We start from the raw sequence: 25077 nt of genomic DNA, 5'->3' as shown, positions 1-25077 counted from the left end.
AGTAAGCAGAGACTTGTCACTGATTAATGGGCCATCGAGGTCCCGATGTCGCCGAACCGTCCCGCATTATCTTCGGCCGATATAGGGCCGAGATCGTTGAACTGGCAGGGCCCCTCAGTTCTTTGGGGCGTGCCGGTCTGCCCATTCGGTTCTTTCGTTTCCCAGGCATCTACCCTCTGAAGGAAGAACGAAAGCGCATGAGGCGGCGCGATGCCCTGAAAGCCGCCGACCGCTTATAACCCTGATCAAGCTTGCGGGAGGGAGAAAAGTTTTTAAGCGCAGTTCCGCTGATCAGTCAGTAAGATTTTCACCGATCCGACAAGTAAAAACAGCGCAATCCGATAGGCAATTTTATCCGGATCACTGCATTGCGGCATGCGATAGTACGGTGAACGATCAGAAATGCTTTTGAAATTTCCTTCATCTCCAGACCCCGGACCGAATTGGACGCCCGCTTGAGCCTCATGCATTCAGGTATTTGCCGTTTTGGCAAGGCTGAAAGCCGGCGAACCCCAACCGGAACTATCCCAAAGCAAGCGATGTTAGGTGTGCAATCCGCGCTTCGGGCTGCGGACCATGCCCGATGCATGCGGCGGGCAATATCAGTTGTAGCGGAGGACAACATGAACACCCCAATCGGCAAGGACATTGGCGCCCAATCCCACGCCGCCGGCTTCGAGACCGAAACCGGACCCGGCGGAGAACTCCACCAACTGGCTTCATCAGCAACGGGTACGCTAACATCGCAGCAGGGCGTTCCGATCGCGGACGACCAGAACAGTCTGAAGATCGGTGAACGGGGCCCAACGCTCCTCGAGGATTTTCATTTTCGCGAGAAAATCTTTCATTTCGACCATGAGCGCATCCCGGAGCGTGTCGTACACGCACGAGGCTTCGGCGTGCATGGAACTTTCAGGCTCGATGAAAGTCTCGCCGATTATACCACTGCGAAAATGTTGACCGAAGTCGGCGAGCAGACCCCCATGTTCGTCCGTTTTTCGACTGTGGCGGGCAACAAGGGGTCTGCCGATCTTGCGCGCGACGTACGAGGCTTCGCGGTCAAGTTCTACACCAAAGAAGGTAATTGGGATGTGGTTGCAAACAATATCCCTGTCTTCTTCATTCAGGACGCTATAAAGTTTCCTGACCTCATACATGCCGCCAAGCAGGAACCCGATCGCGGATTTCCCCAGGCCCAGACGGCGCATGACAATTTTTGGGATTTCATAAGCCTCACCCCGGAATCCATGCACATGATCATGTGGGTGATGTCGGATCGGGCAATTCCTCGCTCCTTCCGCTTCATGGATGGTTTTGGCGTCCATACGTTCCGGCTTATCGACGAAACAGGCAAAGGCACATTCGTCAAATTCCACTTCAAGCCGACGATGGGGCTTCAGTCGGTCATGTGGAACGAGGCTGTAAAAATCAATGGCGCTGATCCCGACTTCCATAGGCGCGACTTGTGGGACGCGATCACGATGGGAACACCTCCCGAATGGGAGCTCGGTGTTCAATTGTTCGACGACGAATTTGCAGATGCGTTCGAATTCGACGTGCTCGATGCAACCAAGATCATTCCGGAGGAACAGATCCCAGTACGCCGCATCGGCAGTTTCGTTCTCGACCGGGTCGTCGACAACTTTTTTGCCGAGACCGAGCAAGTCGCGTTTTGTACGCAAAGTGTCGTGCCGGGTATCGGCTTCAGCAACGACCCTTTGCTGCAGGGCCGCAACTTCTCGTATCTTGACACGCAGTTGAAAAGACTGGGTAGCCCTAATTTCACTCAGATACCGATAAATGCACCCAAGTGTCCTGTGAACAACTTCCAGCAGGATGGGCATATGGCGATGCGCAATCCAAGCGGCCGGGTAAATTATGAGCCTAACAGCTGGGGAGGGCCGCGCGAAGATCCGGTTCGCGGATATCGACACCACGCGGCGGAAGAGATGGGTCGCAAGGCTCAAATCAGATCGGGGTCGTTCTCCGATCATTACAGTCAGGCCCGCCAGTTCTTTGTCAGTCAACTCCCGATTGAACAGAAGCACATCGGAGATGCGCTTGTATTTGAACTGTCAAAATGCGAGCGTCTCGAAATTCGCGAACGTATGGTTGCACATCTTAGAAATATCGACGAGGGTCTGGCAGCCGTTGTAGCGGGCGGTCTGGGGTTACGGGAGTTGCCACCACCACATCCCGCCGCCGTTCCCACACGAACGGATTTGCCGCCGTCAGATGCGCTGAGTATTGTGAAGCGCGGACCCGTATCGTTTGCGGGACGCAAGCTCGGGATCCTGGTAACCGATGGTGCGCCGGGTAACGTGGTGGAAGCGCTCGTACATGCTCTCGGAGCCTTGCCGGCCATCTACGAGTTCGTCACTCCTCAAGTGGGCGGCGTCGTTCTTGACGATGGCACATTCGCGGAAGGCAAGCAAAAAATCGACGGCGGTCCCTCGGTGCTGTACGACGCGGTGGCGGTCGTAGTCTCGAAGGCGGGCGCTGCCATGTTGGCCGAAGACAAGACCGCCAAGGATTTCGTCAGCGATGCCTTCGGGCATGGGAAATTCATAGCCTACAATGCGGAAGCTTTACCGCTGTTTGAAAGATCGGGTCTTTTGGAAAGCGACCATGACGAGGGCGTGGTTCAAATCACGGAGCCAGCAAACATCGAGGCTTTCCTCGATGCCTGCGCGGCCGTGCGCGTCTGGAACCGCGAGCTTAAAATCGACCTTGATGCAGCCGCTTTTATTGAAGCAACGCGAGGCTGACTTTGGGTGGGCTTTAGCGAAGGTAGTTTGGTGGAAGCAGCTACATTCTGCTCCCGCTCTACCGTTCAGGATAGCCTGAGAACCTGCACAGGCCCTGTCCAAATGCAGGCGAATTCAAGCCGTTCGAATTCCTTACCGCCCGCTTGCAGCTTGACGGCCCGGGGTTCGACCAGAAACAGGCGGTGACAATTTGTGGGAAAGTTCAGGCGACAGCGCGCATCACAGCATCGCGAAGGCGAGAAGGTGAACACGGCTTGGAGTAGACATCCGCCTCCGGATAGCGTTCCTTCAATTGCCTTTCATCGGCGTGTCCTGAATGGAAAATGAGGGCTACGCCGGCGTTCCGCAGGCGATCTGCTGCCGGAAACACTTCTCCGTCGGGAAGACGAACGTCCAGTATGGCGCAGGTCGGCAGTTGATTTTCAATTGCTTCCATTGCGGCTGACAAGCTTCCGCAAGTGGCGGAAACTGTGCAACCCGCCGCCTTGACCGTATCTTCAAGATCGAGGGCAATGAAAAGCTCGTCTTCGACGATCATAACCGTGCCTGTCATCCGACATGCACTGAAGAGGGGAGCGTAATGCGTTGCTCCAGCCTGGTACCGAAGACCTGGCGGGTAATCTCGGCGCCAAGTTGCCGTGCCGCGGTGGCGACAAGCAATGTTCCAAATCCTGTACTATCGGTCACGTCTATCTCTTCGCTTCCGGTTTCGATCCATTCAAGCACGATGGCCTCGCCGCTAAACGACCATCGCAAAGAAAGGTTTCCAGCACGCGGACCCAGCACCCCGTACTTCGCTGCGTTTGTCGTCCATTCATGAAGGATCAGCGCCAGCGAAGAAAGGCAGCTGCGCTCGATCACTATCTCGGGACCCTTCAAGGTAATATTGGCTTGACCGATGTAAGGTGCAGCTGTCACCTCGATCAAATCGCGCAGCATGATCGCCTGAGGTTCTCCCGATGGGGCCGCCAGGGAATGCGCGCTTCCCAGCGCTGCTATTCGTTCCCTAAGATCGAAAGCGAGGCTGGATACATCATCATGCGAGCGGCCGGCAGCCGTTATCATGCCGCTCACTACCGCGAAGAGATTTTTGACCCGATGGTTCATTTCGCGCAGCATCAGGCCGCGGGCATCCGCGAGCGCATATTCGGCAGTCATGTCGATAGCTGCCCCGACCATTCGTTTGGGACTGGAGCCGTGGATGGTGCGCGCGAAGCTTTTCAAGTAGCGATCGGAGATCTGGCCTTTGACATCACTGTGCGGAACCCTGAACGTAATTGCAAAATCGTCCTGGCCCTTCGCCGCTCGGTTCAAAGCCCGCGCGACGGCGCCGCGATCGTCGGTATGAATGCACGCCAGAACATCCGAGACGGTGATCTCCCCTGCTGGCGGTAATCCCAACTGCTTGCGATTGATGCTGTCGGGCATCAATCGCCCGTTCGCCTCGCAATATTCCCAGACGCCGATTCCTCCAGCGGTGATGGCAAGATCCAGTCGCTCGCGCTCTGCTGCCAGATCATGTTCCATCACCAGCGCCGCCGTTATGTCGGTCAGGACCAGGGTAGCGCCGTCGACCAAGCCGTGCTGGGTGCGATAGGGGAGCACGCGCAGCGAGAATGTGCGTCCTCGTTCACGCGTATGAACGCGCCGCTGCAGTGGCTCTCCGGTTTCTGCAACCTGGCGGGCATCCGCGAGATAGGCATTATCCTCCAGTTGGGTCGCAACGTCGGCGAGAAGACGGCCGCGATCGCCTGTCTGCAATGGAAAGATCGTGGTTGCCGCTTCGGTGAAGCTACGGATGCGGAGACCGCCGTCGAGGACGATTACCGCCAGTTCGGTGGATTCGAAGAAGTTTCTGAGATCGGAATTGGCAACCGTGAGCTGATCGACCTTGCTTTTCAACTCGTCGTTGACCGTCGAGAGCTCTTCATTGGTCGACTGGAGCTCCTCATTCATCGACATCATTTCTTCGTTGGAACTCTTGAGTTCCTCATTAGCCGTTTCCAGCTCCTCGACAGCTGTTCTCAGTTTGTGTCGGGTCAGCCGCAGTTCTTCCTCCAGCAACTCCATATGATCGTTGCCGTCAGCGATTTCCGCAGCGTCGGGCTCGTCGAACGGCCGGAACGGTCCCCGGTCCCGGAACACGAGTAGCAGGGTCGCGTCGGGCAATGGCTCGCAGACGGCTTCAACCGGTTGCACCCCGTAATCGGACTTCACCTCGACTTCACGGGCAACCGTCCGCTTCTTGCCGTCGCGCGCTTGGCGAACGAGAGGACCAAGAACGTCCCGTAGACCAGGCTTGGCCAGCGAGATGGCGTTGGTCCCACCGGAGCGGCTTACCGGGAAGTCAAAATAGCGGCTCAATTTGCCGTAAGCGGTCAGTACAGCTCCATCCTGATTGATGATCATGGAAGGAGGCGCATAGATTTCGGTCAGGCGCTGTAAGGCGACGTCGCTCTCGCTTGGTCTTCGCCCGCGTTCAGATTTTTCCAAGTTCGATCGCGGCCGTTGTCCGCTTCGGTCGCTGGCAGGAAGGTCAATAGGGTAGGCGGGGGTTCCCGCTCCCCTCTCGAATATGCGAGCGTGGTGATCAACAGGGGGGAATAAGTGGTCGAAGCGGCCAATGCTTTCGGACGGTCCGAGGAAGAGGTATCCGCCTGGCCGGATTGCATAATGCAGGATCGGCATGACCGACTGTTGCAGCCGGTCATCAAAGTAGATCAGGAGGTTGCGGCAGGAAACCAGATCAATCCTGGAGAACGGTGGGTCCTTGACCACGCTGTGGTTCGAGAAACGGATGAGGTCGCGTATCTGGTTCGCAATCGTAAACCGTTCACCGTGAGGATTGGTCCAACGCTCTCGCAAGGGAGCCGGGATATCCGCCAGGGCGGAAGCCGGATAGCTTCCCTCGCGGGCGATCTGGAGCATTTGCTCATCGATATCGGTAGCGAAAATCTGGACAGGGTTTGCGACTCCGGTTTCACGTGCCGCTTCCTCGAAGAGCATCGCGATGGAATATGCTTCCTCTCCGCTGGAGCAACCCGGCACCCAGACGCGAATATCGTCATCGTTTTCGCGGTTTTCCAGCAGCGCAGAGATAACTTTGATGCGCAGCGCCTCGAACATATCCGGGTCGCGGAAAAAGCGGGTAACATTGATAAGCAAGTCGCGAAAAAGTGCCTCGCATTCCGCGGGATCGCTGCGTACGCGATTAAGGTAAGTTCGCGCAGAAGCGATACTGAGCACGTGCATTCGCCGCTCAACCCGGCGCACTAGCGTCGAGCGCTTGTACCCTGAAAAATCGTGTCCCACTGCGGTGCGCAATGTTCCGCACAAATCGTCGAGATGGTCGGCCACTACCTCAGCTTCGTCTTCGCGGGGACTGCCGGAACGACGATCGAAGAATGCGGCTAAACAGTCGATGATTTCGCCTGGATGCTTCACGTAATCGACAAGGCCGGTGTTCACCGCCGCCACTGGCATTCCGTCATAGCGCGCGCTCTGCGGCTGCTGGACGACGCAAACTCCGCCATGTTCCTTTATGGCGCGTAGCCCTGTAGATCCGTCCGCGCCCGTTCCGGACAGAATGACGCAAGCCGCGTTTGCTTGCTGATCGGCTGCCAGGGATATGAAAAAGTCGTCAATCGGCCGTCTGAGACCCCGAGGCTGCGCAAAATCGGTCAGTTGCAGTCTGCCATCTTGTAGAGCCAGGCCGCGCCCCGGAGGGATGATGTAAACCCGTTCCGGGAGAAGCTCTTCCCCGCCTTCGCATTGCAGGACATCGAGAGGGCACGCTCTGTCGAGGAGCTGGGCAAGCATACTTTCGTAGTTCGGATCAAGATGCTGGACGATCACGAAAGCCATGTTCGTGGGCATGCGGGCTGCGGAAAGCATTTCTCGCAAAGCCTCAAGGCCGCCGGCCGAAGCTCCGATGCCGATGACGGGCATAGCGGCCGAGGAAAGTCCGGCAGCGTCCGTTTCGCCGGTCAAAGCATCGACCCTTCATCGAGATCGGCAAGCGTTAGTTTCGCTTGGGCGATCGTCGTTGCCGAATGTGCGATCGTGGTGAGCGTGCCTTCAACAATTATGCCGCTTTCGGCGGCAATGGGGGTAAGACGGGTCAAAGTTTGCCCAAGTGCCTGATCATAATCTTGTAGTCGTTCCGGCTGTGCCCGGCTCACGTCGTACTGTGAAGCGAAGATGAAACGCGTCGGCCCCGACAACGACCGCAGGCGGGACATGTAAAGAAGATTGACGAAAGGCGTGCCATCTTTCTTGAAATTGAGGATGGGGGTGCGCACGCTTGGCGCTGCGTCGTCTTCCAGGAAAGCCCGGAGCTTTGCCCGGGCATCACGGTCATCGGCATCGCGCTGGAGCAGTCGACAATTGCGCCCGACGAGTTCGGCATGAGAATAGCCTGTCAGTTCCGAAAAACGCGGGTTTACCAAGGCGAGCGGGTGGTCGCCGTCGGGAAGTGCCAACGCTAATGCCACTGGCGACCCTTCGATGAAGATCTTAAGGTCGTCTGGCACATTCAATTCCTGCACGTATTTTCTCCAGCGCATGAGACGTCGAAGATCCGCGCGCCATTTTACAACTTTACGAGTGTAGCAAGGACACTCTGATACGACCTGTTTGCCCGTGGGCTCGCTCAGATCGGTACCCTAGCTTTCGCTTTCGGGATTGCAAATACGCACCGATGCAAAAAAACGCGTTTAGCTTGCCGATACACCATCGCTCTCAAGCATCCCAAATTTGTTGAAAATGCTGCCTGACTGCGGCTTTCGCCATTATGAGCTGGACATTTGCGCGAGCCTTTACGCTTGATCCGGTCTGACCTCGGTAAGATATTCCGCGCCTCGGCAGGTCGCCAAGCGGCCCAACTGTTCAACAGCGAATTCCGGCACAGCGCCTTTTCCGCGATTGTTCGCTAGAGCGGGATAACCATCCGGCAAATAAGGCCGCCAGGTGCGAAATTTACAATTGCGCCGGTTCCAGCACCGCGGGCTAGGCTGCGGGTGATCAGCGTCTGGCCAAAACCTTTCCGGGTGGGCATCTCGACAGGCGGACCGCCGCTTTCGCTCCAGACTACTTCGTAGTTACCGGTCTCAAGGGTTCGCCCCTTCACCACGACCCGGCCGGTCTCGCATGAAAGCGCGCCGTATTTCACAGCGTTAGTGGCGAGTTCGTGTACGACGAGACCAAAGGCGATGGCAACGTCCGGTGTGACAGTATGGTCCAGATGGCTTACCTCAAGCTTGGGACCGGTTGGCGAGACATAGGGCGCTACCTCGGATTTGATCAGCGCGGCGAGGTCGACCCCGGTCCATGCCGCGTCAGCGAGCAGGTTATGGGTGGCGGCCAGCGCCTGGATCCGGCGCGTGAAACGGTCCCTAAAATCGGCAAGGCTTTCGGCACTGGAAAGCGTACGACCCGCGATGGATAGAACCATCGTAAGCGTATTCTTCACCCGGTGGTCGAGCTCGTGCATTAACAGGGTCTGGCGTTTCTCCACCGCCTTGCGTTCCGAAAGGTCCACCAGCGTGATGACGCAGCCACCAACCGTTTCGCCGGCGAGGCGAAGAGGCGCAACACTTACAAGCAGGTCCTTTGGTGGATCAGAGAACGCGGCGGATGCCTCAAGACCTTTGATTGCCGCTCCGTCGCAGGCCATCATTACTAGGTCTTCCGGGTAGAGCACGGCTCCGCCCATCGGGAAAGCGAGGGGGAAAGCGTCCTTGAACGCCAAGCACGCCGGATCCTTGCCGGCGATTGCGGCTGCAGCTGCGTTTGCATGAAGAACGACCCCGCAAGGATCGCACACCACCACAGCTTCGTTGGCCGAGGCGATGACCGCCTGGCCTATGCGCTCGGATTGCTCGACTGTTGCAGCTTCCACGCGCGCCGTGACGTCGGTAAAAGTCAGCGCACTGCCATTTCCAAACGCAAGCGGTAACGGCGCGGCGGTCACCATCAGGTGCCTGTCGGCACCGTTATGGATCTCTACGAATTGCGTCTGGTGCCGGCCGCGGCGGGCCTGATTAATGGTGCTGCGCACGATGTCGGCCGAGCCAGGCGTGAGCTTTGCAAACATGCCTTCACGTTGCAAGGTACCAGGCGTGCAGCCGAGCAAGGCACAGAACGCGGCATTGGCGTACAAGACCCGCTCCTGGTCATCAAGCGCCACGGCGCCGATGTCCAACGCCTCCATGATCGCACGATAGCTGTCCTGGCCGCCGGCCAGGGCAAAGATCGTTTCTTCGTCGGCCGCGCGTACAACGAGGGCGTCTGCCTCGCCTTCGCGGATGGCGCGAAGAATCTCTTCTGCCTCATACAGGCGGCGGCGCAATTCCTCCGAGGGAAGGGCAGATAGCGCCGCTTCGTCATTCACGCAGCATCACCGAGCTGGAGATGGACAAGAACCTTGTCGGTGTCTGAAAGATCGCCGATGATTTTCTGGATCGGCACGGGAAGCTGGCGGACCAATGTCGGTATCGCGACGATGTTATGCTCCCGGGCAAGCCGTGGGTTTTCCTTGAGGTCAACGACTTTCACCACGAAGTTCGCCTCGGCGTGCTCTTCGCAAATACGCTCTAGATTTCGTATCGCCGCCACCGATTTTGGCGTTTGTCCGGCCACGTATAGAGTAAGCTCGGTGGGCTTCGTCATGCACATGCCCCTTTAGCGCTTCGGCTCGCCGCAAGTTCCGCAAGATCGGCCGCAGCTTGGTCGCGGTACATACGTTCCGAACTTGCCAGCCGCGCAAGATCAGCCTCGTCCGCAGCCAGTTCAGATTGCAATATCGCAATTTCGGCCTCGGTCTTGCGGCGCCGCTGGACCAGTCTTGTCTCCAGCGCAGAAACTTCGGCGCGGCGGGCGACTTCTTCCCGGCGATCCCTTGCCTCGGCAAAGCGCCGCGCTGATCCGGTCAGAGCGCCGTCATCGCCAAGATACGGAGCAATCAGCCGGATGCCCTGGTCGCTCATGACAAATTCGCGCACCTGGTTGGAGTGGGCCATGCCGCGTGCCTTGAGCAGATAAAGCTCGCGGTTGAACTCGCCGTTGACTTCGCGGTTCAAGAGCAGCAGCCAGGCATCCATCAGTGACGAGAGCCCCGCGTCCGTCTTTGCTTTCGTCTGGTCGTGCGCAAGGTGCGTGAAGATGCCGGTGATTCCCTGCGATTTCAGGTAATCGACCATGCGCAGCAGCATCGACTGGACTTCGAGCTGCTCGCCGCTGTCAAGGAACGCCGAGATCGGGTCCAGGACAACGAGAGAGGGCTTGAAGCGGCTAATCTCGCGCACCATGATCGCCAAGTGCATCTCGAGACTGTAGAAGGTAGGGCGTGCCGATACGCAGCGCAGCAACCCGTTGTCCAACCACTGCGCCACGTCGAGGCCGATCGAGCGCATGTTCCTGACTATCTGATCGGAGGACTCCTCGAAGGAGAAACAAAGTGCTCTTTCGCCGCGGCGACAGGCGGCATCGACAAAGCTCATCGAGATCGAGCTTTTACCGGAACCTGCGATCCCGGAGAGAAGCACACTGCTCGCGCGGTGAAAGCCTCCACCGGAGAGCATTTCGTCAAGATCTGGAATGCCGCTCGACACGCACTCTTCGAAGACCTTGTGCGCAAGGCCAAGAGAACTGACGGGAAGCACGCTGAATCCATCCTCGCCGATGAGGAATGGGTATTCGTTGGTACCGTGAGCGGTGCCTCGATATTTCACAATCCGCATGCGGCGCGTCGAAATCTGATTATGGACGCGGTGGTCAAGAAGGATCACGCAATCGGAAACGTATTCCTCAAGCCCCTGCCGTGTCAAAGTGCCGTCACCGCGCTCGCCTGTGATCACGGCCGTGAGGCCCTTTTCCTTTAACCAGTCGAACAACCGCCTAATTTCCGCTCGCAGGATCGCCGGGTTCTGGAAGGCAGAAAACAGGCTTTCGATCGTGTCGAGTACTATCCGCTTCGCGCCGACCTCTTCGACCGCAAGCTCGAGCCGAAGGAACAATCCTTCCAGATCGTAATCACCAACTTCCGCCAGCTCGGATGGATCAATGGCAATGTGCTCGATGGCCACCTGACCTTTTTCGACAAGGGCATCGAGTTCGAAACCCAGGGAGGCGACATTGTCGATGATGTCCGCAGGTCTTTCCTCGAAGGTCACGAAAACGCCCGGTTCACCCGCACGAGCGCCGTTTACCAGAAATGTCGAGGCGAAAAGTGTTTTACCGCAGCCTGCCGAGCCGCAGACCAACGTGGGCCGGCCGCGCGGGAGTCCGCCCATTGTAACGTCGTCAAAGCCCTCTATTCCGGTCGCGGCCTTTTCGATTCCAGCAGTCATTTATCTTCCAGGTTGTAGCGCACGGCAGGCTCAATCGAGGCGGCATGGGCAGGCAATCGGCCGAAATGTTCCGGCCGATCGGAAGCAAACTCCTATCGGCAGTGCCGGTTCCCAAGATTTCGGCGAGGTTTGTGCGCTGCCAGCTCCCGCTACATTTGAACATGCAAAGGAACCCGGCGAACCGCGGCGTGACAGGTCGGAAAGAAGTTGACCGTGGCCCTTGATGCAGCATGCGCACCGTTGCCGAAAAACCAAAGCTGACTGTCAGGCATGGGCCTTGCCAACCGCGAAGTCCCACGAACGCAAGGCGTTTGCATCCAGTATATAGAAACCCACCAAGTGTGCGGCGTGGCAGACTATACGGCCGCCTTTAAAAGCGCGGGCTGGGCGCTAAGAGGTAACAACTCCTGCAGCCGATCGTAAATGCGCTGTGAGCTGAGGGGCTTTCTGATAAAGATGGCGCCGTCGGGAAGATCGCCGGGGGAGGGCTCTGCAACGCCCGAGGCTACGAGAATGCTGATGTGGGGCCAAGAGGCTGCGCATTCGCGGGCCAGTTCGAAGCCGGTACGGTCGTTGGGCGGCATCCGTACATCGGTAAGGAGCAAGGTCACGTCCTGACCGTTCGACTCCAGGATCTGAAGGGCCTGGTTCACATCGGCCGCTTCGAGAACATGAAAGCCAGCATTTTCGAGAATATCGGCCGAACTGATACGCGCAAGGGCATCATCGTCGGCAACGACGGCAAACGGAAATATCTCTTCGGGCATCGATTGCTCCAGCAGCTTGGCTGACTAACACCTCGGTGATCCGAATGATCCTGAAGAGGGCGGATCGAAGAGGCTTGAAGAGGAAGCCATTGGCGCATTCGCGAAAGAGGCGTTGTCAACAACCGGCGCGAGGTTCTTTCCCAGACCTTGGCGGCAAATTCGGCTGCGTGGCTATCGCGAAGTGGCCGGCCTTAAGCCGACAATTTCCGCAGTTCCAGTATCGCGCCGAAAACCCCCGTCAAAGGCTCGGGAGCTTCCAGTTACAGAGGCCAGGAAAGCTGCGTTTGCGCCGCTGCAGGCGAGATCCGGTCGGACCAGGGTTGGTCAGTAGGGGTAACCATCAGAGAAGCCCTCCAGGTGCGACACAGCGCATGGGCTGCTGTAGGTGAGCCGTCGGTCCAGGTTCTCCAGTCTTCCTGGCGCAAGATTACAGGCATCCGGTCGTTCAGAGCATCCATCTGGGCATGCCCCTCCACGGTGAGCATCGAAAAGACGTGTCCCCATTCTGGTGAATTGAGCCAGATTCCGGCGATGGCAAAGGCGCTTTGGTCAGGAAGGGAAAACCATGTTCGCGTCATGCGGCCTCTTTCACCGGCCGCTTCCGCCCAGGCTGAAACAGGAACCAGGCATCGCCTGCTTTTGAAGCTCTTGAGCCAGAACGGTGAGCCAATCCTGTCACTTCGGGTATTTGTCACTGCTTTGGGTTTCAAAGCCTCCCCGCTCATGTGACTGACGACGACGCGGGGGAAACCCCAATGCATAGCGCGGACTTCGTCTTTCACTACGACCAGACCGGAGCCGGTAGGAGATACGATTTCGGAGTGATTGGGCCGCCCCTTCGTCTTGACACCGAACAACGCGGCGACGGCGTCGAAAGGCGTAGTAAGCCGATAGAGATTGCAGATTGCGAAATTCCTTTCCGTATGACCCAAGATAGGCAGCCTTGAACAGCACTCCAAGAGTCAGCGCGCGTGCTCGCGTGCGCCGCCTCGAAATGAATTGCGCTCACTCTCAAAAAGGGTGTGACCCGAGAGGGCTTTAGCGTCGCCTCTAAGCGGATACCTGATCGCTCGAGCGGTTCTCGAACGCGCACGCAGGCTATCGAAAGTCACGGGAGCGAACAGCCAGGCCATGGGAATTGCTGTCAGGTGTGTAACCAACTTTGCCGCGAGGGTCCGGACCGCCGCCGTTTCGGGCCGCATCGGCCGGTGAAGGCAGCGAGGGAAACTCTCGCTCGCCGATTGAACGAAACAGGGGCATATAGTCGATAACTTTATCGATAATGATGTGCGTGACGATCCCCTCGCGCTGCAACCTTCCCTTGACCGACCATGGCCGCCGATAGCACGGAGCGACGCTGCGCTTCGAAGCGGCCGGGCCAGAGGACACCGTTCACAGTGCCGGTCTCATCGTCGATGGTGATGAACAGCACACCCTTGGGCGAGCCTGGCTTCTGCCGTACAAGAATGATTCCGGCCACCTCGACATGCCTTCCGTCCTTTGCTTGATCGAGCTCGACCGCCGACTTCATGCCGCGGCGCTGGAGATCGGCGCGCAGAAAACTGCAGTGGATGGGCACGTAGCGAAAGCTGGATGGTGCGGTAATCCTCCACCACCTCGCGCCCCTCGCTCAGCGGCTCCAAGGTAACCAGCGGTTCGGCAGCTTCCGAACTGGACTCTCCATCGCGCACATCCGCAGCGGCAAAAAGGGGCAGGGGGTTGTCGCCGAGACCCTTGACCCGCCAGATTGCCTGGCGGCGGTCTGGGCCAGACTGTGAAAAGCGTCCACATCGGCCAGCTTCTCGATCGCGGCCGGCGGGACGCCGGCACGCCGCCAGATGGCTTCGAGGCTCTCGTGAGGCGCCTCGCTGCGGGCCGCAACGATCATGGCGCCGTGCACATCGGACAGGCCGCGAGCAGACCTTACGGACTAGCGGGCGTTGGCGCTCAGGCGCGGACGTACCGCTCGCATGCGCTGACGGGGATCAGGGCAGGTTCACCGTATCCCGCATAGACCTCGCTCATAAGCCAAGCGGTCTCGCCCGTCCGATCCGCTTGCGCAATTTCGCGGGACCAGAACCGCATCGCCGCGTTCCAGCGATAGCCTCGTGCTTTCAGCAGGTCCTTTGCTTCGAAAGGGGCATCGATGGCGTTGACCTGGTAGCTGGGGCGCTGCGAGCACTCGAGGAGTTTTGCAAGCACTGTGACGCCGCCGGGGAGGCCATGTGCCAGCAGGTAGAGCAGCGCCAGAATATCATTCTCGGCGCGATGCCCTTCGTAGAACCAACCGCACTGATACACGAGGTGAGCAAGGGCGCGCCCGTCAAAACCCAGCTCGAGCCAGTCTGGCTCAGCCATTGAGCACGCCCAAGGCTTTCCGCGCACGGCGGGTAGCCTGCGGTCGACGAACGGACGATCGAACGCGGCGTTGTGGGCGATGATCAGATCCGCCGATGACAGGATATCAAATGCGAGACTTTCGTCGATCACCTGATCCTCGAGCATTTCATTCGTAAGTCCAGTGAGCTTGACGATGCGCGGATCGAGCAGGGTGCCGGGATCTTCGCGCCAGACCCTTGGCTGCCCAACCTGCACAATCCGGCCAGCGTCGTCGAACCGGAAGCGCTGCACTGCAAGCTCGATGATGCGGTCGTTCTCCTGATCTAGGCCGGTCGTCTCTACGTCAAGCACGACGCCTATCCGGGTGTTTCCTATAGGTAACGGGGCTTGAAAACGCTCGACCGGCTCCAGGCGGCGTAGAACTCTGTAATCGGGATGACGCGCGAGCGAAAGCGCAGCAGCGGCATGATCATCGAGGCAGCAGTCGGTCATGCGTGACGTCTAGCCTTTGCCAAGAATTCGCGAAAGCAGATCGGGAAGGGTTATTTGACGCGAAAATCTCTTCCAGGAACGGGCGGCAGGCCCCGTCGTTGAATAGCAGTTAGCCCGTTGCCGAACAACGAGGGAGATCCAGGATGACCGAGATCGCCAAATCGAAGCAGCGAGCGGCGCGCCATGAACGCTTAGGCCAAACACTGCCGGCCAGCGGGCAGGTCATTGCTCTCCAGTACGCTTTGAGCGTGAAAGCGGGCCGCAGCGTAAAGAGGTTCACATTCGGCGAGTTGACCGGAGAAATTCTTGCGGCCGAAGATTCGTTGTGGGTCTTGATCCGCCGACCGGGTGCGGGCGGCCTTGCCTGGCGAGCCGCATACCTTGCGGTGCCTTACGAATGCCGGCTTGAAGCTACCAAGAAGGGTCAGATCAAGCTGCGGCTCGACAGCGTGCTCGGCAAGCACGTAATTACGCTTGCAGCCGGAGGTGACGCGCTTGAGCATCTTCGATTGACGGTAAGGTTCGTACCCCTGTCTCCCATGCTTATCCCGTTCCTGCCGCGCGATCTCTATCCACTCGATGCCAAGGACAACCCGCTTGGGGCTCACGGCCATGTCGAGGCTGCGCAGCGGGGACTTAACAGCGGAGTACTCTATTTTCGAATAGATGACCCCATGTTCGGGAACGTCCTGTATTTCCAGAATCTGACGGCGATAAACGATTACTACCGGGCTACCAAAACCAGTCCGGACGGCGCGGTTGGTGGCTTGTGGCCAGAGCTTGGGTACTTGCCGCCCACGCCCGCGCAGTCGGGAACGCCGCCATCCCACCCGCTTCGCGCAGGGGAAGAAATAACCTTGTCAGATGGCATCCTCGTAGTGCGCCATCACGCTCCGCCGCATGAGCGAGAGTCGGCGAGGCAGTTCCTGCAGATGCTGGGAGAAGCCTATAAGCTTCTCGATTTGCCCCGGACCGAGTATCGGGACTGGGTCGAGCGGGCCGATAGGACGCTGGCAGATCTTGAGAATGCTCCCGAGGCGAAGGTCCAGGCATACGGCCATCATTATGTGCATCCCTACACGGCCAGCGAATATCCGGATTCAATGGTCCAGATTTCGATACTGGCAGCCGTGTTCGACTGGGGACGCTGGAGAGGTCAGCCTCACTCACTGGAAGCAGCGCTCCGGGCGGGCCTGCGCCGATTTTATGACCCAAAGATGAAGGCGCTCAGGCGTTATTTGCCGAACGTAGGCAAAGACAAGAATGCCAATGCGGTCGACAGCTGGTACTTGTACCATCCCATGCTAAACTTGGCACGAATGGCGCTGAAGGGAGACAATTCCTCCAAACAACTTTTCATGGAATGTATCGAATTTTGTATAGAAGCCGCTCATCATTTTTCATACAGATGGCCTATACAGTATGATATAACCGATTTTTCGGTAATAACTGCGACAGCAAATGACGAGAGAGGGCAGACCGACGTTGGCGGTCTTTATGCGCAAGTCATGCTCCAGGCCCACGAGTTGACCGATGATCCACGCTTTTTGAACGAAGCGCGTGCGGCCATCGACGCCGCGATGGGCATGCGCTTCAACCTCAATTATCAGGCCAATCTTACCGCCTGGGGCGCCGCCGCCTGCATGAGGCTTTATCGCATAACGAACGATATCGTCTATGCGGAGCAAAGCTACGTCTATCTTGCCAGCTTCTTCCACAACTGTGAGATTTGGGAGAGCGGGCTCGAGCACGCGGTTCACTACAAGAATTTCCTGGGAGCGACCTGCCTGCAGGATGCGCCGTATATGGCCATTTACGAATGCTTCGACGCCTTTACGGCCTTTGCTGCCTACCTCGACGACAGCGGACCCGATCTGGAGCCGGCGGTCAAAATGCTGGTAGCGGAATATTGCAAATATGCTCTTGATCGGGCCTGGTATTACTATCCGGACGCCTTGCCCAAAGAGATTCTGGCGACGCAGAACAGGAACGGGCACATTGATCGTTCTTTATCGTTCCCTCTTGAAGACTTGTATCCAGACGGCCAGGCGCCGGGCCAAGTAGGTCAGGAGGTCTACGGCGCCGGGGCCGCGCTTGTATTCGCGGCCCTCAGCTTTCATGTCGTAGAGGGTGCGCCCTTCAAAATTTTCTGCGACCATTTCATCCGGGGCTGGGAAAGGACCGGCGATCGCTCGCTCAGTATTGTCCTCGACGGCGGCGAGACGTGTATGGCCGCTCTCAACTTCGTGCGCGAGGAGCGTCGCAGACTCCCCCGGATCAAAGTCGCCACCGCAGGCGGCGATATGCCGCGGGGCCATTCCCATGACAACGCGCGCGTCGACTTCAATGTCCCTGCTCAGGGGCGGCTGATCATCACGTGGTCGGACGATGGTTCTTGAATTAACGTGGATTAATATTTTCTCTAAAGAGAGCTGTTCTATGTAGTAGATAAGTCGGTTTCGGAATATTGGACCCGATCGCCCGCAAGGGGCCGGCCGGGCGCGTTTAAATCTCGTTTCATCCAAGCGATTTTTGCCTTTGCACAATATGCCGGAACTAGCCGAACACCAGACGAGTTCGATCAGCATATTAGCAGGAGCGACAAGATGGCTACGGAAGTAGATCCGGATGGGCCGCAGCACGACGATGCACCGGTCACGACTTCAAAAAAATTCCGATCCGATCGGACCCTGGTAGCAGAGGCGGTCACGATCAATAGGCCTTCGCGCGAACTTTACGATTTTTGGCGCGACACGGCCAACCTTGCCGGTTTCATGGAAAATATCGCCAGCATTGAACCTATTGACGAGGTGCGTTCGCGCTGGACGGTCAAGGCACCTGCGGGTCGCGAAGTCAGCTGGGAAGCTGTGATCACCAATGAAGTGCCGGGCGAGCAGATCACCTGGCAATCTGCCGAAGGCGCGGATGTTGCAAACAGCGGCCGGATCGAATTCCGCGATGCCGGCGCGCGCGGAACGGTCGTGCGGGCGGTAATTGCCTATGACCCACCCGCAGGTCTGGTGGGTCAACTTATAGCAAAGCTGTTTCAACGCGAACCGCGCATTCAAACTCGCCGCGATTTGCGGCGTTTCAAACAGCTGATGGAAACCGGCGAAATAGCCACGGCCGCCCGGACAAAGGCTCAACTGGAAAAGGATAACGGCTGATGCGCGCGCTCACTTGGCATGGCAAGCACGACGTTCGGGTTGATACGGTCGACGATCCGGAGATCCTCAATCCGCGCGATGCGATCATCAAGATCACGGCAACGGCCATCTGCGGCTCTGATCTGCATCTGTATGACGGTTATATCCCGACTATGCAGAAAGGTGACATCCTCGGCCATGAATTTATGGGCGAAGTCGTGGAAACTGGCAGCCGGAGCACGCTCCAGCGAGGCCAGAAGGTGGTGGTGCCATTCACCATCGCGTGCGGCAGCTGCTATCACTGCGGCAAGCATCAATATTCGGCCTGCGACAACGGTAATCCCGCAGAAAATCAGGACATAGGACGAGAACTTTACGGTCAACCCATGTCGGGGCTATTCGGCTACAGCCACCTTACCGGGGGATATGCAGGCGGCCAGGCAGAATATGTCCGTGTGCCTTTCAGCGATGTCGGGCCAATTGTCATACCGGAGCATATCGAGGACGAAAAGGTTCTGTTCCTGTCGGACATATTGCCGACCGGCTGGATGGCCGCGGAGAACGCGGAAATCGAGCCAGGCGATACGGTGGCTGTCTGGGGATGCGGTCCGGTAGGATTGTTCGCAGTGCAGTCAGCGTTCCTGTTGGGCGCTTCCCGTGTCATTGCTATTGATCATTTCCCTCGGCGGCTGGAACTGGCGAAACGGTTCGGTGCGGAGACGATCAATTTCGAAGAGTCGAAGACTTACGAAGCACTGATGGAGATGACAGGCGGCATAGGACCGGACGCGGTCATCGATGCAGTCGGTCTTGAGGCGCACGGTTTCTTTGTCGACAATGTGATCGACCAGATCAAGGCCTCGACCTTCATGGGAACCGACCGGACGCACTCCATCCGGCAAGCTATCGTAGCTTGCCGTAAAGGTGGACGGGTGTCGATGCCTGCGGTTTACGGCGGCGTTGTCGACAAGTTCCCACTCGGAGCTTTCATGGAAAAAGGCCTCACACTGAAGACAGGGCAGACCCATGTGCAGCACTACATGCCTGCGCTGCTCAATGCCATCGTGGAAGGCAAGATCGATACTACGTTCCTGATCTCGCATACCCTGCCGCTTGAGCAGGCGCCCGAAGGTTACAAGATGTTCCACGATAATCAGAACGAAGTGACGAAGGTCGTGCTGAAGCCCGATCTTGCCGTCGCGGCGCAATAGGAGGTAGCCCCATGGCTGAAAAATTCGCAGTGGTCACTGGCGCTTCGACAGGCATCGGTTTCGAATTGGCGACATTGGCCGCCCAATCCGGTTATGACGTGCTTGTCGTCGCCGATGAACCGCTGATAGAAGCCGCTGCTGCAGATCTCCTACAATTTGGTACAACGATCACCTTCCTCGATGCGGATCTTTCGACGCTGGAAGGTGTCGATCAGGTCTTGGCCAAGGCAAATGGCAGGACGATAGATCTGTTATGCGCGAACGCCGGACGCGGGCTCGGGCACGGGTTTCTCGACCAGGCGGTGACTGACTGGCGGCACGTGATCGATACCAACATCACAGGCACCCTTTATCTGCTTCAAAGGGTTCTGAAAGACATGGTCTCTCGCAATGACGGGAAAGTGCTTGTCACCGGCTCGATCGCCGGGTTCATACCTGGCAGCTTCCAGGCCGTGTACAACGGCACCAAAGCCTTCGTCGACAGCTTCACAGATGCGATCCGAAACGAGATAAAGGAAGTAAGCGGTGTTACCATCACGACTTTGATGCCTGGGCCGGTCGAGACTGAATTCTTCGCGCGGGCAGACATGCTCGATACTAGCGTGGGTACCTCGCAGCATAAAAGCGACCCTGCAGACGTTGCCCGTGACGGGTGGAAGGCGCTCATGGCAGGCGAGGCGCACGTCGTGTCGGGTTGGAAGAACAAGCTTCAGGCGACGCTTGCCCATGTCACGCCTGCCAGCATGCTTGCCGAACAGCACCGCAAAATGGCGGAGCCTGGCTCTGACAACTGAGTCTGTCCATTGGTGAATGTCTTTGGGGGCGGCCGTTAAGGCCGCCCCTTTTTTAGCATGAGCCGCGCTCAGCCTTTGGCGCGCTGATCTTCCGGGTAGTCTTCGGGTGTAACTGTACTGACCATGGGCCGATCCTCAAGCTTTTCCGGCTTTTGACCGCTTTCGTTCTGCTTGTGCGGATCCGCCTTGTCCGGTCTCGCATCTCCCAAAGGTCCTGTCGGATTTTCCGGATCATTTTCTGCCATAGATACCTCCTAGGTGAAAAGCAGCGAGGCTCCGTTCGGCTGGATCACGTGGGCCAATGCCGCTGTCTATGAAAGGCTCAGGGTGACTTTAACGTTCCCGTGAAGCGACGGAGCGCGGGCGCCGCGCGGTCACCCGGGCACTGCCCGGGCAGCTGCATGGCCATCGCTTTCGTCTCGCAAAAGGAAATGCCCATTCAGGAAGATCCGCCAAGCGGGCAATGGCAGGACTTTGTTCAGTTCATGCAAAGGCTTCGCGAATCTGCGTGGCGGTCAGGCCATAATCAGTCAGGTCGTACCGATGCCGATGCAGCGCAAGGCGCGAGGACCTGCCGATGAAATCGGTCATGCGTCGTTGCACTTTGTCTGTAAGCGGGAGGCCGAAAAATCCATAGACGGCTTTCATGCCCGTGCGCCAATCGTCCTGCATCGTGCGATAATCTATCACAATGCAAGAGGAGCCCGCCTGTTGCCGGAAGCCGTCCATGATCCTTTGGCGAAGCAGGCTCTTACGCAGCCATTCCCGCCCAATCCAGGCGCGATCCGCAGCGCCGGATTGAAGCAACATCTGGTTGTAGACGAGCGAAGCGGATGAGCCGACAACGTCGGCCGGATCTCGATCGAGAATGATGACCTTGGCTCTGGGGAACACTGATAGAAGGGCGCCGAGATCTTGAGAAAACTGAGGCACCTTGAGCACCCAGGATTTTTCAGGAGCGGAACCGCGCAGCCAGAGGATCGTCTGCAAAAGTTGTTTGAATTCCCGATAGACGTCTTCATTGCCCGCATTTTCACAGTGGCGGGCAAATGCGGGTATGCGCCACTGCGCCTCCAGCGCCGAGCCGTAAAAGGAGTAATTGTGAAAGCCGATCTCCTCGTCCGCGAGGCAAGCGCTTGCGGGATGGATAGCCTTGAACTCGGGATTAAGGAAATGGGCGACTTGGAGGGCTATCCAGCTCTTTAAAATACGCTCGTCCGGAAAGGAGTGTGGCTTGGCGGGAATTGGATTCCAGCTTTCGAAAAAACGAGTGTGTGCAAAGGCGGGATCGCAGGCGAGCAATCGCTGCATTCGAGTACTACCGGACCGCATCTGGCCGATTATCAAGATTGGCGGCGGGATTCGCAGAGACAGGATTTGCGGGTATCGCATCCAAAGGGCGTTGGCTCTCAGGCGATGCAGCAGAGCCGAAATAATTTGGCCATAGGCAAGGGTTATACCTAAAGGATTGAGCGACGCAGTATCGTGCAGTGCACGGCAAAGCTGCTCAAGACGTATTCTCCATCCCATCTCCGCGCCGAAGTCATCCAGCTGCGAGATTTCCCGGGCGGTTGCCACGAGGCTGCCAGGTTCGAGCTTCGGTTTGGAAAGGCGGCCATTCTTCCAGGCGCCGGCCAACGCCTTATTGATAAGAGCGCGTCGCCTAGCACCGGCGGGCGCGGGATGCGGGACTAAACTTTGATCAGCAAGACTTGCCATCCGGATTGAACAAATGAGGCGAAGTTAGGTGCCTTTTGCAAAAAATTCTTAAGGACGTCTTGCGTAAGGCGACATATACAACGACGCATTTATAACATAGGTTTAAACGAATTATGGAGGGCAGGTATCAAGCATAACGCTCCAGCGCAAATGATCACGCTTTCGGCAGCTTTATTCCGGCATCAAGTGAAGAGACGGGAACCATGTGTCGCGGTGAGACGTCGATATTGGACAGTTTGGAGATCGGTATGGACGATGAACGTATCTGGAAGTTCGAAGCGCAGCTTTGGACGGGTTCGACGGAAACTTATGCTGAGCTCATAGATGATGAGGCAATTCTCGTCGTTCCCTCGCCCCCTTTCATCCATATAGGACGCCAAGCTGTTGAAGCCATGGCCCAGACGCCGCGCTGGTCTGCAGTCGAGTTTTCAGAAAAGCATGTAGCGCGGCCCGAAGAAGGGCTCATCGTCATCGGCTACAAAGCCAAGGCAGTTCGATCGGATGGGGATGATTACGAGGCAAATTGCTCCTCGACGCTGCGGCGCCTTGGACACGAGCAATGGCGCGTGGTCCAGCACCAGCAAACTCCGCCGCTTATCGCCAGCGCATGACATCGGAGGAATAATCATGTCACAAACTATCGAGCAAATCTTCGCCACCCGGGAGGAAGCTGACCTCGCCATCGAACACCTGGTGCAGGAGCATGGCATCGAACGGACTGACATTTTTGTCGAGACAGAAGGCGAAACCAACAGTTCGGGGCGCGCGGCAAGCGGCGGCGACTATGCCACGAAGCTGGAAGCAGGACGTTCTGATACGAAGCTGGGCGGGGGTATTCGCGTATCGGTCGACATCAACGACGAGAACCGCGGGAATGACGTACGCCGCGCCTTGCGTATCGTATGAGGTCGGGGCGTTCGGCTTGGCAGATGCTTTCGCGCCACGCCGAACGCTCCAAAACGAGGAGTTTGAAGCAATAGGGCTTAGGGGCGCTGGATTAATAACCCGAAAGTTCGCACTCATTTTTCTGGTGGTTCTTGGCGCGGGCTATTTCACGCATGCCGGCTACAAATGCCGCGATAATGGCGGGTCATCGAAGCGATAAAGTGATTTACATAGGTTAACGAACGAATTTGTTATGCAACTTGCCCTTCGGCTTCGAGTTGCACTTTCGATTCAATCGACAGGATAACCCATGGCCAAGACCCCCACGAAAGCTTCCGCGAAGCGTGCACCTGCCCAGAAGAGCCCGTCGAAGACGCCATCGAAGAAGGCCCCATCCGACGTCACCGCCGCCGATATCGGCGGCGAAACGCCCGCCAAGGCCGACCCGGTTCCGGCTGACGCCGCGATCTCCCATAGCTACGCCGAGACGCAAGGATCCGGCGGAGAAACCCGCCAGAGCGCCGGGGAGGGCGTTGCGGCGCTGACGACCCAGCAGGGCGTGCCGGTTTCGGACGACCAGAACAGCCTGAAGCAGGGCGCGCGCGGGCCGACGCTTCTGGAAGACTTCCATTTCCGCGAGAAGATCTTCCACTTCGACCATGAGCGCATCCCCGAGCGTGTCGTCCACGCGCGCGGCTACGGCGCTCACGGCTACTTCGAATTGACGGATAGCCTGGCCGATGTCAGCCGGGCCGACGTGTTCCAGCGCGTCGGCGAGCGCACGCCCGCCTTCGTCCGCTTTTCCACCGTGGCCGGATCGAAGGGTTCGTTCGACCTCGCGCGGGACGTGCGCGGCTTTGCGGTCAAGATCTACACCCAGGAGGGCAACTGGGACCTGGTAGGCAACAACATCCCGGTCTTCTTCATCCAGGACGCGATGAAGTTCCCCGATCTCGTCCATGCCGCCAAGCCCGAACCGGATCGCAATTTCCCGCAGGCCCAGACCGCGCACGACAATTTCTGGGACTTCGTCAGCCTGACGCCGGAAAGCTTCCACATGATCATGTGGACCATGTCGGACCGCGCCATTCCGCGCTCTTTCCGCACCATGGAAGGCTTCGGCGTGCACACCTTCCGGTTGCTGGACGCCGAGGGCAAGTCCACGTTCGTCAAGTTCCACTGGAAGCCGAAGCAGGGGCTGCAATCGGTGGTCTGGAACGAGGCGGTCAAGATCAACGGCGCCGATCCGGACTTCCATCGCCGCGACTTGTGGGACGCCATCAACGCGGGTGACTTCCCCGAATGGGAACTGGGCGTCCAGTTGTTCGACGATGCCTTTGCCGACAGCTTCGACTTCGACGTGCTCGACGCCACCAAGCTCATCCCCGAGGAACTCGTGCCGATCCGCGTCGTCGGCCGCCTGGTGCTCGACCGGGTGGTGGACAACTTCTTCGCCGAGACCGAGCAAGTGGCCTTCTGCACCCAGAACGTGCCCCCGGGGATCGATTTCTCGAACGACCCGCTGCTTCAGGGCCGCAATTTCTCCTACCTCGACACCCAGATCAAGCGGCTGGGCGGACCCAACTTCACGCATATTCCGATCAACGCGCCCAAGTGCCCCATGGCTCATTTCCAGCAGGACGGGCACATGGCCATGCGCAATCCCAAGGGTCGGGCGAATTACGAACCGAACAGCTGGGGCGCCGAGCAGGGCGGCCCGCGCGAGGATCCCGTGCGCGGTTTCACCAGCTATGCCGAGACGGCAGATGGCCCGAAGCAGCGGGTGCGGTCGGAAACCTTCGCCGATCACTATAGCCAGGCACGGCAGTTCTTCGTGAGCCAGACGCCCGTCGAGCAGAAGCACATTGCTGATGCCCTCGTGTTCGAGCTGTCGAAAGTGGAGCGCCCGGACATTCGCGCGCGTACCGTCTCCCACCTGATCCGCATCGACCCCGGGCTGGCAGGCACCGTGGCCGATGGGCTGGGCCTGCCGTTGCCCGATCCCGCGGTCGCGGCGCGCGAGCCGATCGCGAACCTTCCCGCTTCGGACAAGCTGAGCATCGTCAAGAACGGTCCAGCGGACTTCAAGGGCCGCAAGCTGGGCATCCTCGTGAGTGACGGCGCCGACGCGGCGGTGCTCTCTGCCCTGCTCGAAGCGGTGGAGGCCGAGGGCGCCGTCTATGAGGTGGTTGCACCCAAAGTCGGCGGCGTGACGCTGTCGGACGGGACCCGTCTGGCCGCCAAGCACAAGATCGACGGCGGCCCCTCGGTGCTGTTCGATGCCGTGGCTCTGGTGGTGTCCGGGGAGGGCGCGGGGCTGCTCGCGATGGATGCGGCGGCGAAGGATTTCGTCACTGACGCCTTCGCGCATTGCAAGTTCATCGGTTACACCGGCGCGGCGGAGGCGATCTTCGCCAAGGCCGGGATCGCCGGCGATCTCGACGAGGCCTGCCTGAAACTGGACGGTGCAAAGGATGCCGGCGCCTTCCTCAAGGCCTGCCGCGCGCTGCGTCACTGGCCGCGCGAAATGGAGGTCGACCTGGATGCACGGCCCGCAACCTGACGCCCTACTGGGGCCTTGCTTGGGACGACGTGCGGTCGCCGTGC

At 58.4% G+C, this 25077-nt stretch carries 21 protein-coding genes; 8 read left to right on the top strand and 13 right to left on the bottom strand.

Going from position 1 to position 25077, the window contains the following annotated elements; all coding sequences use genetic code 11:
- Positions 1–623 precede the first annotated feature (623 nt).
- A complete protein-coding gene (locus AC1VV3_RS25155; RefSeq protein WP_482963218.1) occupies positions 624–2768 on the top strand; it encodes a catalase in 2145 nt (714 codons plus the stop codon).
- Between the two features lie 202 nt (positions 2769–2970).
- Here the strand turns inward: AC1VV3_RS25155 and AC1VV3_RS25150 are convergent, their stop codons facing one another.
- The 11 genes from AC1VV3_RS25150 to AC1VV3_RS25100 form a co-directional block, all read right to left on the bottom strand.
- A complete protein-coding gene (locus tag AC1VV3_RS25150; RefSeq protein WP_465128541.1) occupies positions 2971–3306 on the bottom strand; it encodes a response regulator in 336 nt (111 codons plus the stop codon).
- An 11-nt stretch (positions 3307–3317) separates the two neighbouring features.
- The gene (locus AC1VV3_RS25145) at positions 3318–6716 is read right to left on the bottom strand and encodes a chemotaxis protein CheB (RefSeq protein WP_465128864.1); all 3399 of its coding nucleotides are present in this window, start codon (positions 6714–6716) and stop codon (positions 3318–3320) included.
- 38 nt (positions 6717–6754) lie between these two features.
- A complete protein-coding gene (locus AC1VV3_RS25140; RefSeq protein WP_132270493.1) occupies positions 6755–7333 on the bottom strand; it encodes a PAS domain-containing protein in 579 nt (192 codons plus the stop codon).
- 365 nt (positions 7334–7698) lie between these two features.
- The gene (locus AC1VV3_RS25135; RefSeq protein ID WP_482963217.1) at positions 7699–9159 is read right to left on the bottom strand and encodes a sensor histidine kinase; all 1461 of its coding nucleotides are present in this window, start codon (positions 9157–9159) and stop codon (positions 7699–7701) included.
- Positions 9156–9437: a circadian clock KaiB family protein gene (locus AC1VV3_RS25130; RefSeq protein WP_465128543.1), complete on the bottom strand. Its 282-nt coding sequence runs from the start codon at positions 9435–9437 to the stop codon at positions 9156–9158. The genes AC1VV3_RS25135 and AC1VV3_RS25130 overlap by 4 nt, the downstream gene beginning before the upstream one ends.
- On the bottom strand, positions 9434–11116 hold the full coding sequence (gene kaiC, locus AC1VV3_RS25125; protein ID WP_465128544.1) for a circadian clock protein KaiC: 1683 nt from the start codon (positions 11114–11116) through the stop codon (positions 9434–9436). Before kaiC ends, AC1VV3_RS25130 begins: the two co-directional genes overlap by 4 nt.
- 356 nt (positions 11117–11472) lie before the next feature.
- Positions 11473–11883 (bottom strand): response regulator, encoded by a 411-nt coding sequence (locus tag AC1VV3_RS25120; RefSeq protein ID WP_465128545.1) that lies wholly within the window; start codon positions 11881–11883, stop codon positions 11473–11475.
- 260 nt (positions 11884–12143) lie between these two features.
- Positions 12144–12815: an SOS response-associated peptidase gene (locus tag AC1VV3_RS25115; RefSeq protein WP_482963216.1), complete on the bottom strand. Its 672-nt coding sequence runs from the start codon at positions 12813–12815 to the stop codon at positions 12144–12146.
- 341 nt (positions 12816–13156) lie between these two features.
- On the bottom strand, positions 13157–13414 hold the full coding sequence (locus AC1VV3_RS25110; protein WP_243654510.1) for an OB-fold nucleic acid binding domain-containing protein: 258 nt from the start codon (positions 13412–13414) through the stop codon (positions 13157–13159).
- 99 nt (positions 13415–13513) lie between these two features.
- Positions 13514–13771 carry a hypothetical protein gene (locus tag AC1VV3_RS25105; protein WP_243654511.1) on the bottom strand — a complete coding sequence of 86 codons (258 nt, stop codon included), beginning with the start codon at positions 13769–13771 and terminating at the stop codon, positions 13514–13516.
- A gap of 59 nt (positions 13772–13830) precedes the next feature.
- The gene (locus AC1VV3_RS25100) at positions 13831–14715 is read right to left on the bottom strand and encodes a 3'-5' exonuclease (RefSeq protein ID WP_132270498.1); all 885 of its coding nucleotides are present in this window, start codon (positions 14713–14715) and stop codon (positions 13831–13833) included.
- Positions 14716–14858: 143 nt separating this feature from the next.
- Here AC1VV3_RS25100 and AC1VV3_RS25095 point away from each other — a divergent pair, with 143 nt between their 5' ends.
- The 4 genes from AC1VV3_RS25095 to AC1VV3_RS25080 all read left to right on the top strand — a co-directional run bounded on the left by AC1VV3_RS25095 (position 14859) and on the right by AC1VV3_RS25080 (position 19866).
- Positions 14859–17114 (top strand): hypothetical protein, encoded by a 2256-nt coding sequence (locus AC1VV3_RS25095; RefSeq protein WP_482963215.1) that lies wholly within the window; start codon positions 14859–14861, stop codon positions 17112–17114.
- A 207-nt stretch (positions 17115–17321) separates the two neighbouring features.
- Positions 17322–17882: an SRPBCC family protein gene (locus AC1VV3_RS25090; protein ID WP_132270502.1), complete on the top strand. Its 561-nt coding sequence runs from the start codon at positions 17322–17324 to the stop codon at positions 17880–17882.
- Positions 17882–19072: a zinc-dependent alcohol dehydrogenase gene (locus AC1VV3_RS25085; RefSeq protein ID WP_132270504.1), complete on the top strand. Its 1191-nt coding sequence runs from the start codon at positions 17882–17884 to the stop codon at positions 19070–19072. The genes AC1VV3_RS25090 and AC1VV3_RS25085 overlap by 1 nt, the downstream gene beginning before the upstream one ends.
- Before the next feature lie 11 nt (positions 19073–19083).
- The gene (locus AC1VV3_RS25080) at positions 19084–19866 is read left to right on the top strand and encodes an SDR family NAD(P)-dependent oxidoreductase (protein WP_465128551.1); all 783 of its coding nucleotides are present in this window, start codon (positions 19084–19086) and stop codon (positions 19864–19866) included.
- Between the two features lie 68 nt (positions 19867–19934).
- Here the strand turns inward: AC1VV3_RS25080 and AC1VV3_RS25075 are convergent, their stop codons facing one another.
- Positions 19935–20111: a hypothetical protein gene (locus AC1VV3_RS25075; protein ID WP_165921592.1), complete on the bottom strand. Its 177-nt coding sequence runs from the start codon at positions 20109–20111 to the stop codon at positions 19935–19937.
- 238 nt (positions 20112–20349) lie between these two features.
- Positions 20350–21585 carry a sulfotransferase family protein gene (locus AC1VV3_RS25070; RefSeq protein ID WP_482963214.1) on the bottom strand — a complete coding sequence of 412 codons (1236 nt, stop codon included), beginning with the start codon at positions 21583–21585 and terminating at the stop codon, positions 20350–20352.
- A gap of 248 nt (positions 21586–21833) precedes the next feature.
- Between AC1VV3_RS25070 and AC1VV3_RS25065 the strand changes: the two genes are divergently transcribed.
- The 3 genes from AC1VV3_RS25065 (at position 21834) to AC1VV3_RS25055 (ending at position 25033) form a co-directional block, all read left to right on the top strand.
- A complete protein-coding gene (locus AC1VV3_RS25065; protein WP_132270509.1) occupies positions 21834–22196 on the top strand; it encodes a nuclear transport factor 2 family protein in 363 nt (120 codons plus the stop codon).
- A gap of 16 nt (positions 22197–22212) precedes the next feature.
- A complete protein-coding gene (locus AC1VV3_RS25060) occupies positions 22213–22491 on the top strand; it encodes a hypothetical protein (protein ID WP_482963213.1) in 279 nt (92 codons plus the stop codon).
- Positions 22492–22780: 289 nt separating this feature from the next.
- Positions 22781–25033: a catalase gene (locus AC1VV3_RS25055; protein WP_465128553.1), complete on the top strand. Its 2253-nt coding sequence runs from the start codon at positions 22781–22783 to the stop codon at positions 25031–25033.
- The last annotated feature ends 44 nt before the right edge of the window (positions 25034–25077 follow it).

Source organism: Novosphingobium sp. BL-S-34 (assembly GCF_056857015.1).
The sequence above is the reverse complement of the archived record's forward strand: the minus strand, read 5'-3'. Positions and strand labels throughout refer to the sequence as shown.

What these genes read in the sequence shown, in the direction of transcription:
- AC1VV3_RS25155 (WP_482963218.1), top strand. Translation starts at nt 624, where the DNA reads ATGAACACCCCAATCGGCAAGGACATTGGCGCCCAATCCCACGCCGCC.
- AC1VV3_RS25150 (WP_465128541.1), bottom strand. Translation starts at nt 3,306, where the DNA reads ATGATCGTCGAAGACGAGCTTTTCATTGCCCTCGATCTTGAAGATACG.
- AC1VV3_RS25145 (WP_465128864.1), bottom strand. Translation starts at nt 6,716, where the DNA reads ATGCCCGTCATCGGCATCGGAGCTTCGGCCGGCGGCCTTGAGGCTTTG.
- AC1VV3_RS25140 (WP_132270493.1), bottom strand. Translation starts at nt 7,333, where the DNA reads ATGCGCTGGAGAAAATACGTGCAGGAATTGAATGTGCCAGACGACCTT.
- AC1VV3_RS25130 (WP_465128543.1), bottom strand. Translation starts at nt 9,437, where the DNA reads ATGACGAAGCCCACCGAGCTTACTCTATACGTGGCCGGACAAACGCCA.
- kaiC (WP_465128544.1), bottom strand. Translation starts at nt 11,116, where the DNA reads ATGACTGCTGGAATCGAAAAGGCCGCGACCGGAATAGAGGGCTTTGAC.
- AC1VV3_RS25120 (WP_465128545.1), bottom strand. Translation starts at nt 11,883, where the DNA reads ATGCCCGAAGAGATATTTCCGTTTGCCGTCGTTGCCGACGATGATGCC.
- AC1VV3_RS25110 (WP_243654510.1), bottom strand. Translation starts at nt 13,414, where the DNA reads ATGAAGTCGGCGGTCGAGCTCGATCAAGCAAAGGACGGAAGGCATGTC.
- AC1VV3_RS25105 (WP_243654511.1), bottom strand. Translation starts at nt 13,771, where the DNA reads ATGATCGTTGCGGCCCGCAGCGAGGCGCCTCACGAGAGCCTCGAAGCC.
- AC1VV3_RS25100 (WP_132270498.1), bottom strand. Translation starts at nt 14,715, where the DNA reads ATGACCGACTGCTGCCTCGATGATCATGCCGCTGCTGCGCTTTCGCTC.
- AC1VV3_RS25095 (WP_482963215.1), top strand. Translation starts at nt 14,859, where the DNA reads ATGACCGAGATCGCCAAATCGAAGCAGCGAGCGGCGCGCCATGAACGC.
- AC1VV3_RS25090 (WP_132270502.1), top strand. Translation starts at nt 17,322, where the DNA reads ATGGCTACGGAAGTAGATCCGGATGGGCCGCAGCACGACGATGCACCG.
- AC1VV3_RS25085 (WP_132270504.1), top strand. Translation starts at nt 17,882, where the DNA reads ATGCGCGCGCTCACTTGGCATGGCAAGCACGACGTTCGGGTTGATACG.
- AC1VV3_RS25080 (WP_465128551.1), top strand. Translation starts at nt 19,084, where the DNA reads ATGGCTGAAAAATTCGCAGTGGTCACTGGCGCTTCGACAGGCATCGGT.
- AC1VV3_RS25075 (WP_165921592.1), bottom strand. Translation starts at nt 20,111, where the DNA reads ATGGCAGAAAATGATCCGGAAAATCCGACAGGACCTTTGGGAGATGCG.
- AC1VV3_RS25070 (WP_482963214.1), bottom strand. Translation starts at nt 21,585, where the DNA reads ATGGCAAGTCTTGCTGATCAAAGTTTAGTCCCGCATCCCGCGCCCGCC.
- AC1VV3_RS25065 (WP_132270509.1), top strand. Translation starts at nt 21,834, where the DNA reads ATGGACGATGAACGTATCTGGAAGTTCGAAGCGCAGCTTTGGACGGGT.
- AC1VV3_RS25060 (WP_482963213.1), top strand. Translation starts at nt 22,213, where the DNA reads ATGTCACAAACTATCGAGCAAATCTTCGCCACCCGGGAGGAAGCTGAC.
- AC1VV3_RS25055 (WP_465128553.1), top strand. Translation starts at nt 22,781, where the DNA reads ATGGCCAAGACCCCCACGAAAGCTTCCGCGAAGCGTGCACCTGCCCAG.